Source organism: Herbaspirillum sp. YR522, from assembly GCF_000282575.1.
Taxonomy (GTDB): domain Bacteria; phylum Pseudomonadota; class Gammaproteobacteria; order Burkholderiales; family Burkholderiaceae_D; genus Herbaspirillum.
Map to the genome: position 1 here is coordinate 1 of NZ_AKJA01000086.1, position 2,413 is coordinate 2,413.

The window sequence follows — 2,413 nt, forward strand, 5'->3', positions numbered from 1 at the left end:
CCGCCGCTTGCGGCTCGGAAATAAACGATCAGGCGTCGCGGGTGAAACTCAACTGGCCGTTTTCCACCCCGACGTGGACCACGTCCTTGGGGCCGAAACTGCCGCCCAGGATGGCCTTCGACAGCGGGTTCTCGATCTCCTGCTGGATCGCGCGCTTGAGCGGACGCGCCCCATACACCGGATCGAAGCCGGCCTCGGCGATCTTCTGCAGCGCCGCGTCGCTGATCTCCAGTCCGATCTCGAGCCTGGCCAGGCGCTGCTCGAGTATGCGCAGCTGGATCCTGGCGATGGCGCCGATGTTCTTCTCGTCGAGCGCATGGAACACCACCAGCTCATCGACCCGGTTGATGAATTCCGGCCTGAAATGGGTGCGCACCTCGGCCATCACCGCCAGCTTGACCAGCGCCGGATCGCTGCCCTCCATCGACTGGATCTTGTGCGAGCCAAGATTGGAGGTCATCACGATCACGGTGTTCTTGAAGTCCACGGTACGACCCTGGCCATCGGTCATGCGGCCATCATCGAGCACCTGCAACAGCACATTGAACACATCCGGATGCGCCTTCTCGATCTCGTCGAGCAGGATCACGCTATAGGGCTTGCGCCGCACCGCCTCGGTCAGGTGACCACCCTCCTCGTAACCGACGTAGCCGGGGGGCGCACCGATGAGCCGCGCTACCGAGTGCTTCTCCATGAATTCGCTCATGTCGATGCGAATGATCGCCTCTTCGGTATCGAACAGGTATGACGCCAGGGTCTTGCACAGCTCGGTCTTGCCCACGCCGGTGGGGCCCAGGAACATGAATGAACCGTAGGGCTTGCTGGGGTCGCCCAGGCCGGCGCGCGAACGACGGATCGCGTCCGAGACGGCAATGATGGCCTCGTCCTGGCCCACCACCCGCTCATGCAGCACTTCTTCCATGTGCAGCAACTTCTCGCGCTCGCCCTGCATCATGCGCGAGACCGGGATGCCGGTGGCGCGCGCGACGATCTCGGCGATCTCCTCGGCACCGACCTGGGTACGCACCAGGCGCGGCTTCTCGCCGGTCACGCCGGCGGCGTCCTTCTTGTTCTGCACCTCGAGCGCGGCCTCGAGCTCGGCCAGCTTGCCGTACTTCAGCTCGGACACCTTCTGCCAGTCGCTCTTGCGGGTCGCCTCCTCCATCTGGATGCGCAGCTTCTCGATCTCTTCGCGCAGTTGCTGGCCGCCTTGCGCGGTCGACTTCTCGGCCTTCCAGATTTCTTCCAGGTCGGCGTACTCGCGATCCAGGCGGGCGATTTCTTCCTCGATCAGCTGCAAGCGCTTCTGCGAAGCCTCGTCCTTCTCGCGCTTGACGGCTTCGCGCTCGATCTTCAGCTGGATCAGACGCCGGTCGAGCTTGTCCATGACCTCAGGCTTGGAATCGATCTCGATCTTGATCTTGGCGGCGGCCTCGTCGATCAGGTCGATCGCCTTGTCCGGCAGGAAGCGATCGGTGATATAGCGATGCGACAGTTCGGCCGCGGCCACGATGGCCGGGTCGGTGATGTCGACGCCATGGTGCACCTCGTATTTTTCCTGCAGCCCGCGCAGGATGGCAATGGTCGCCTCCACGCTCGGCTCGTCGACCAGGATCTTCTGGAAACGGCGCTCCAACGCGGCGTCCTTCTCGATGTATTGTCGGTACTCGTCGAGCGTGGTGGCGCCCACGCAGTGTAGTTCGCCACGCGCCAGCGCCGGCTTCAACATGTTGCCGGCATCCATGGCGCCCTCGGCCTTGCCGGCGCCGACCATGGTGTGCAGCTCATCGATGAAGACGATGGTCTGGCCTTCGTCCTGGGCGATCTCCTTGAGGACCGACTTGAGCCGCTCCTCGAACTCGCCGCGATACTTGGCGCCGGCCAGCAATGCCGCCATGTCCAGCGACAGCACCCGCTTGGACTTGAGGCTGTCGGGCACCTCGCCGTTGACGATGCGCTGGGCCAGGCCCTCGACGATGGCGGTCTTGCCCACGCCGGGCTCGCCGATCAGTACCGGGTTGTTCTTGCTGCGCCGTTGCAGCACCTGGATCGCACGCCGGATCTCGTCGTCGCGGCCGATCACCGGGTCGAGCTTGCCGGCGCGGGCGCGTTCGGTCAGGTCCAGCGTGTATTTCTTGAGGGCCTCGCGCTGGCCTTCGTCCTGCTGCGACGACACCGAGGCGCCACCCCGCACGGCCACGATGGCAGCCTCCAGCGACTTGCGGGTCAGGCCGTTGTCGCGCGCGGCGCGCCCGGCATCGGATTTGTCGTCCACCAGGCCCAGCAACACCATTTCGCTGGACACGAACTGGTCGCCGTGCTGCTGGGCTTGCTTGTCGGCCAAGTTCAGCAGCGCCACCAGCTCGCGCCCGACCTGCACCTCGCCGCCATTGCCGGACACCTGCGGCAGGCG

Annotated in this window: 1 protein-coding gene; it reads right to left on the reverse strand. The window is 64.9% G+C overall.

Going from position 1 to position 2,413, the window contains the following annotated elements:
- Positions 1–28 precede the first annotated feature (28 nt).
- Positions 29–2,413 (reverse strand): ATP-dependent chaperone ClpB (gene clpB / locus PMI40_RS11875; RefSeq protein WP_008115548.1); only part of this gene is annotated, 2,385 nt, incomplete at its 5' end.